This is a genomic window from Bacteroides pyogenes DSM 20611 = JCM 6294 (assembly GCF_000428105.1).
In the GTDB taxonomy this organism is placed as follows: Bacteria; Bacteroidota; Bacteroidia; order Bacteroidales; family Bacteroidaceae; genus Bacteroides; species Bacteroides pyogenes.
The window spans coordinates 1-6065 of sequence record NZ_ATZH01000061.1; the positions used below are offsets into that span (position 1 = coordinate 1).

A 6065-nucleotide genomic window follows, 5' to 3' on the forward strand; every position below is an offset into this window, starting at 1 on the left:
TGACTAATTTTACATCGCCATTAGACTAAAGAGTTAGAAAAGTGAACGGATATCCCCGTTTTGCGTGGGTGGATATCCTCCGTTTTCAGCAAACCGTGAATGATGAGCTGAAGAATATTGCACAGATAGAGCATTCCAGACACAGATGCTTTGATAATTTCATCGTCAATCTGCTCGGTGCTATTGCTGCATATTGCTTGTTCCCAAAGAAGCCGTGCATCAATGTACAGAGGACACTGGATACACAACTTGCACTATTCTAAATTCGTCGAACTCACGTTAAATTAAATCCAATAACAGGAGCTACTACAGCCAAACCTCCCAACATAGGAACATCTACGTAATTTTTGGTTTTTATGCCTAATTCAACACCCTTGTAAAATAAAAAATCATAGAAAATCATAGTGGTATTTATTTTATAGTAAAAATTATTCATTGATATAGTATGCCGTTTGAGAAAGAGTATTCTGCCCGATTACTTTCACATTATGCTTTTTACTTAAAGCCTATAATAAGTGAAAGGTTGTCCCTGACCAGTTGTTTATATCATATGGATTTAATGTTGTTAAAAAGACAATATTCATTTTCGAGTTTTATTTATTTTTTCTAATGCTTCTTTGTAAGAATTCATTATTATAAAATCGTGATTTAAGTTGCTTTTTAATACATCTTCTTTTTTTTCAATACTTACAGCCTGATTGATAAAAAGAATACCATCCATCCTTGATTTGGGGATAATATATCTAAACTGATTTTCAGTATTACTACCTCCTACAAATCTCAATTTAAACACATCTGAACAATCTAATTTATTTATTGAAAAATAAATAGAGTCTATGTTTAGTCCTTTTAATTGATATTCTAAACTTTCTTGAGGCGCATGAATTAATTTTGAAACTCCTAACGTACCTGCTGATTTCGTAAGCAATGCAGTACCTTGGTTGGTCGTCAAAGCTATACATCGGTAATCATCCTTATACTTGCTTCTCATATAATAACCTAAAGAAAAATAATTTAAAATAGACAGATCTTGTATACTCAAATAGTTTAAATGGCCAAAATGCCCGAAGATTGTTGCTGTTTCATTCTTTTTTAAAAAATTATCAACAATAAATGTCGTAATTTCAGTCATAGCTTTATCTCTGTTAATAAAACGATAGTATGAACTTGAATATTGTCGCGTAATTTTCAAACAATGGAATATTAGCTTTAATTCATCATCATTCAACACAGTTGCTAAGTTATTATTTTCGTTTAATAAAGAAATAATCTTCTCAAACGATATTTCGGTGTCTAATAATAGCTTACATATATCGTCAAGTCCTTCAATGTGTCTGTTCATATTAAGGCTATAGAGAAAGTTAAACAAATCAACCCTACTCTTTAATTGTACGTAATTAATATCAAAGCCCCAAATAGATACATTTTCAATGCTTGTAGAATTGTATTCTTTTAACCATTGTATAAAAGATACTATTGATTCAGAATATAAAAAACCATCTAAATATGTCGAAATATCAGACAGATTGAAGTTTGAATCATTTTTCACAAATCTATTGATATAGAATGAGTATTCTAAAGGAATTTCAAGTAAAACAAGCCGACATTGATGTTTTAAAATACGTTCTTTTAGAATTGCAATAGCAATATCATTCATTGTTTTTGTGCCATGTGTAGTCTCTCCAAGAGCAAGTATTCTATGCTCGAAGAAAGGGAGAGTATGGTAATTTATATTATTCCAATGGATTACATCTTTTTCATTTATATGTCTTTTTTCTTTTATACCTCCTATTTTATTCACGAGATCTACTCCCTCGATGAATATTCCAAAATCAGAAATCCATACATTGGCATTGTTATTATTAAGCGCGATAGTCTCAATGGATATATTTAATAAATATGTATTCTTCGTGTTTATAATTCGAGAAAATTCTACCCAATCCTCTGTCGGGCGTAATTGAATTGTATCTATAGAATTTATATTCTCACATTCACCTACAGAAGTTATGATTACAGATAGATTTTTGCAGCCTTTTGTTTTATACTTAAGCCCTACCGTAATATTAGAGTTAACCTTTTTCAGTTGAAAAAAAGGCAATAACGAACTCATAATTCCTTTTTTTTCACCCAATGTTTCTAAGAGTAACGTGTGAGAAGCAAAGGTGGTGTCAATGATTATATTTTGATAAAAATATGTTGGGTGATTAACCCAATCATATTCAAAATTCTCATCATTGGATTCTGCTTTCAAATCACATTGTAGAAAAAAAAAGACAGAGAATAATATATATAATCTTATTTTCATAAAAATCAACGTTTTGTAGAGAAGTATAATTCAATAATATAAACCCTATTGCTATACTATTCAAATAATCTATTGCCAGATTCCGGCAGTATTAATCGTTCTAGAAGTTATAAGTTGCCCATTGTTTGCGTCATAAACAGAAAATTTTATAGAATCACCCATAGACGTACGAACAATTGTAAAAGAGGAAGAGCCGTCATACCCTTTTCTCAATAGTTCAGCTTGGATGTCTCTTGTCATATCACCCACCTCTTGAGCATAATAAGAGGTGGCTGTACCTAAAATTGGAATCTTACTTATAATTGCTCCAGCGACCTGATTCGCACCATCCATTGATACAGATGTAACATAATCTGGAAATGTATAATAATCTTGAGATGTTTGTCCCGGATAAGTTGAATTTCCATAAACATACGTATCATTAGCTACATATCCCATTCCTTCTACATAACCTCCATTCCATGTGCCGCTACTAACCATGCTATCATACTCTGCTTGTGTGTAGGGGACTGGCTGAAGTTCCATTCCCTCCACCTACATAGCTCGTTTGAAACGATTATTCAATTACCGGCAATGTTTTTGCCAATTCGTCTAAACTTTTTCTCGTTAATTTTCTCATTGTTGTTGAATTTAAAATTGATTATTAATTTTGAACACGTCTTTTTATTTCTTCCAATGTTTTTTGTCTCTGTTTTATTTTTATCATAAATACATCAGAAGCTTTGTCAAAAGATATTTCTTTCTTATTTGAACTATCAAATTCAGATTTCTTTATAAAAAATACACCTTTGTATCTTTGATACAAATTAAATGGATAAAATTCCTGACCAATATGATGACTGCCTTTAAATCGGGATAACGTTAACTTGTTAAAGTCAGGAGTTAAAGAGATATAAATAGCATTGTCTTCAATATTGTTTAATGAATATTCAATGCTATTTTTAGGAGACTTACTTAACAATTTATTTTTTCTATTAAAGCGTTCATCGTACGCGATGGATTTCCCATTCCCAATCAGAAATAACAACGGGGAGTAATTGGCATACTCTTTATGCATATATTCACCAAAAGGCGTGCAAGGCACGGCAGGAAAGGTTGAAACGGGATTAATATGCACAGCATGTCCGAGAATTATTGTTTTTAGACCTTCGGATTTGGCGAACTTATCAATTAAAAACTTTGCATTTAAGAACATGACAGAATCTCTGTTGATAAATCTTTCTATTCCGTCGTTTCCCATTTCTTTTGAAACCTTCAATATATGCAATATGCATTCTATTTCTTCGATTGTAAGTAGTTTGCTTATTCCATTTCTATGAGCATCAAGAAAGTTTATTGCATGGCTGCTGTCTTCTTTCATTAATAGAAGGGAAAATTGATCAACTTCCTGTATTCGTTTTTCTTTATTTAGCTCGGTAGCAAAATCAAAGATATCCATTGCCGAACTTTGGGTGGAAGAATGGATAGAATTATAATCCATACCATATAAGTTGACTTTAGATTCTTCTGTTCTATTTGCATTTAAAATTTGTAACCTATTCAAAAAATCACGTGTAACGTCATCGATGACTAATGTAGTATCCAAAACATAATTTTCATCATGTATAAATCTATTATATGCCAATGATTTTTCCATGGGCATTTCAAGAAGTATCAATTTACAATTTAATCTTTCCACAGATTGAAGAATTAACTGATGAGCCAGATGTTTCACATCACTATTTCCATGAATTGATTCTCCTAAAGCGATAATCTTTTTATTATTAATTTCAGATATTCCTTCCAATTCTATTTTTCCATCAGTATCTATTGCTGTATAGCTGGGTATGTTATTCTCCACTAATGAAGGAAGGATTCTAATGGGAAACGTATCAATTGATTTACCTTCAATTAATACCTTCAATTTAGAAAAAGCAATATAAGCATCTTTTCCGATTTTTCCTTTAGCACAAATTCGAATATTTAACAACTCTGCATTTCTCAACTTTATGCTTTTTGTTGCTAAATTCAATACGGTATCCGGTATAAATTTTAAGGTATCAGAAAAAAGAACGTTTTCCTCCTCACCTATAGCATCCAAGATAATAGAAACAAGTTCTATATTTTGTCCTTTACTCTCAAACTCAACCACTGCTTGTTCTATTTTATTGTTGGGAAGCAATATCCTCTGTTCGTATTCGGTTTTTAACTGATTAGAAAAAGGAAAGCCTTTGGTGAATTTTTTCGCGAATAATTTGCGATTTGAGTCTTGCAAGTAAACAGGAATAGAATGGTTGCTAAATGCCGCATTCTCACGCCATGGGTAAACTACAATAGAATCAGGTTGCATAGTAAAATGTAAATCATATACACCTGTATATGTTCGCTCCTTTGATTGTGCCGCGCACGATGTGGTATAAAAAAACAAAAAAAACAGAGCTGAAATATGAGTTTTTATTGTCAAATGCATCTTTATGTTATTTATTTAAAATGCCAATATATAATGGATTACTCAAAACATCCATTATATATTAACCTATATTCTCTTTGATTTCTCACAATTTAATTTCCCCTAGCTGCTCTTCCTTTTGCCAAACCATCTCTCAGTCCTTGAGAATACCATATCATTTCATAGTTAACATCTCCGAAGTCAGAGCCAGCGGAAGCTGCTGAAACGGCACTCCATGCACTAACACCAATATCATCCCATGAGGAGCCTGATAAGCCAGCCTTAAATCCTATATCAAATCCACCTCGGTACATTTGATCATAACTATCCACTCCCGTTTTTGGCAAACTATTTGGGTTGTAGCTTGAAACCGTTAAATCAGAAAAGGTATATCCCCAACCTTCCACATATCCTCCATTCCATGTGCCGCTACTAACCATGCTATCATACTCTGCTTGTGTGTAGGGGACTGGCTGAAGTCCCATTCCCTCCACCTACATAGCTCGTTTGAAACGACTCTTCAATTACCGGCAATGTTTTTGCCAATTCGTCTAAACTTTTTCTTGTTAATTTTCTCATTGTTGTTGAATTTAAAATTGTTAGTTGATTTGTTATAGGTTCAGCATCTTTTCATTCTTTGAAAACAAATTCTGAAAGAAAGCTGTAATTTCATATTTAGTGAATAATTGTTTTTCTTTTAATTCGCAGAAGCTATTATACACTTCAAACAGTTCCGGGTATTCTTGTTTGTTTTGCTCAATTAAGTACTCTGTAATCTCGGCAATTATTAATTCTGTTGTCGTTTTTTGTTTCATTTCTATTTGGAGTAATCTTCCACATAAGAATAACTTCCATCAGCCGGCTGTTGCAACATACGCAAAGAGCGATTGAAGTTTATCGGATTGAAATGTAACGAAAAAAATGGGAGAAACCCTTTTTTGTAGATTTCAAATTGAAGTATTTCGTTTTGATAGTTTAGTTTTTCTATCAGTGCAGTGGAAGAATTTAAAGACAAAACATTCACGACTTCATCCAATGTCACTTTCCTTGATGACTCTTGACCATAAGTCTTGAAACAAGCAAAGAAAGCTATCGGCACTGCAATTAATATAAGTAGTAGTTGTCTCAAAATCTGTGTTTTATTCTTCAATTGGCAAAACTATAAAAAGGATATGAAACACCAAATTATTCCGATAGTTTTTTGTAAGGGATTTCACTTTAGCTTGATTTCTTCCAATTCAATCATTTAGCTCTGCCAAACAAAAAGTGAATAAGAGCATTTACTCCTGTTTTCCTTTTTGCATTTTCCAATCTATAAGTTTCATTTTTATC

At 32.3% G+C, this 6065-nt stretch carries 7 protein-coding genes and 1 pseudogene; 1 reads left to right on the forward strand and 7 read right to left on the reverse strand.

Annotated features, from left to right (window positions below; translation table 11 throughout):
• Positions 1-89: 89 nt before the first annotated feature.
• A pseudogene (locus tag C234_RS18075) lies at positions 90-263 on the forward strand (IS982 family transposase); the annotation flags it as partial.
• An 11-nt stretch (positions 264-274) separates the two neighbouring features.
• On the opposite strand, the gene C234_RS17585 reads toward C234_RS18075, so the two are convergent.
• From C234_RS17585 to C234_RS0112650, 7 genes are all read right to left on the reverse strand, one after another.
• Positions 275-436, reverse strand: coding sequence for a hypothetical protein (locus C234_RS17585; RefSeq protein WP_154656425.1), 162 nt, complete (start codon positions 434-436; stop codon positions 275-277).
• A 144-nt stretch (positions 437-580) separates the two neighbouring features.
• Positions 581-2305, reverse strand: coding sequence for an erythromycin esterase family protein (locus C234_RS0112625; RefSeq protein WP_034538469.1), 1725 nt, complete (start codon positions 2303-2305; stop codon positions 581-583).
• 69 nt (positions 2306-2374) lie between these two features.
• The gene (locus C234_RS16450; protein ID WP_248596503.1) at positions 2375-2830 is read right to left on the reverse strand and encodes a hypothetical protein; all 456 of its coding nucleotides are present in this window, start codon (positions 2828-2830) and stop codon (positions 2375-2377) included.
• Between the two features lie 118 nt (positions 2831-2948).
• Positions 2949-4754, reverse strand: a complete 1806-nt coding sequence (locus C234_RS0112635) for an erythromycin esterase family protein (RefSeq protein WP_027326063.1) — start codon at positions 4752-4754, stop codon at positions 2949-2951.
• 92 nt (positions 4755-4846) lie between these two features.
• Positions 4847-5218, reverse strand: a complete 372-nt coding sequence (locus tag C234_RS17595; protein ID WP_161625918.1) for a hypothetical protein — start codon at positions 5216-5218, stop codon at positions 4847-4849.
• Positions 5219-5344: 126 nt separating this feature from the next.
• Positions 5345-5548 carry a hypothetical protein gene (locus tag C234_RS0112645; protein ID WP_027326064.1) on the reverse strand — a complete coding sequence of 68 codons (204 nt, stop codon included), beginning with the start codon at positions 5546-5548 and terminating at the stop codon, positions 5345-5347.
• A gap of 2 nt (positions 5549-5550) precedes the next feature.
• Positions 5551-5862: a hypothetical protein gene (locus tag C234_RS0112650; RefSeq protein WP_248596504.1), complete on the reverse strand. Its 312-nt coding sequence runs from the start codon at positions 5860-5862 to the stop codon at positions 5551-5553.
• Positions 5863-6065 lie beyond the last annotated feature (203 nt).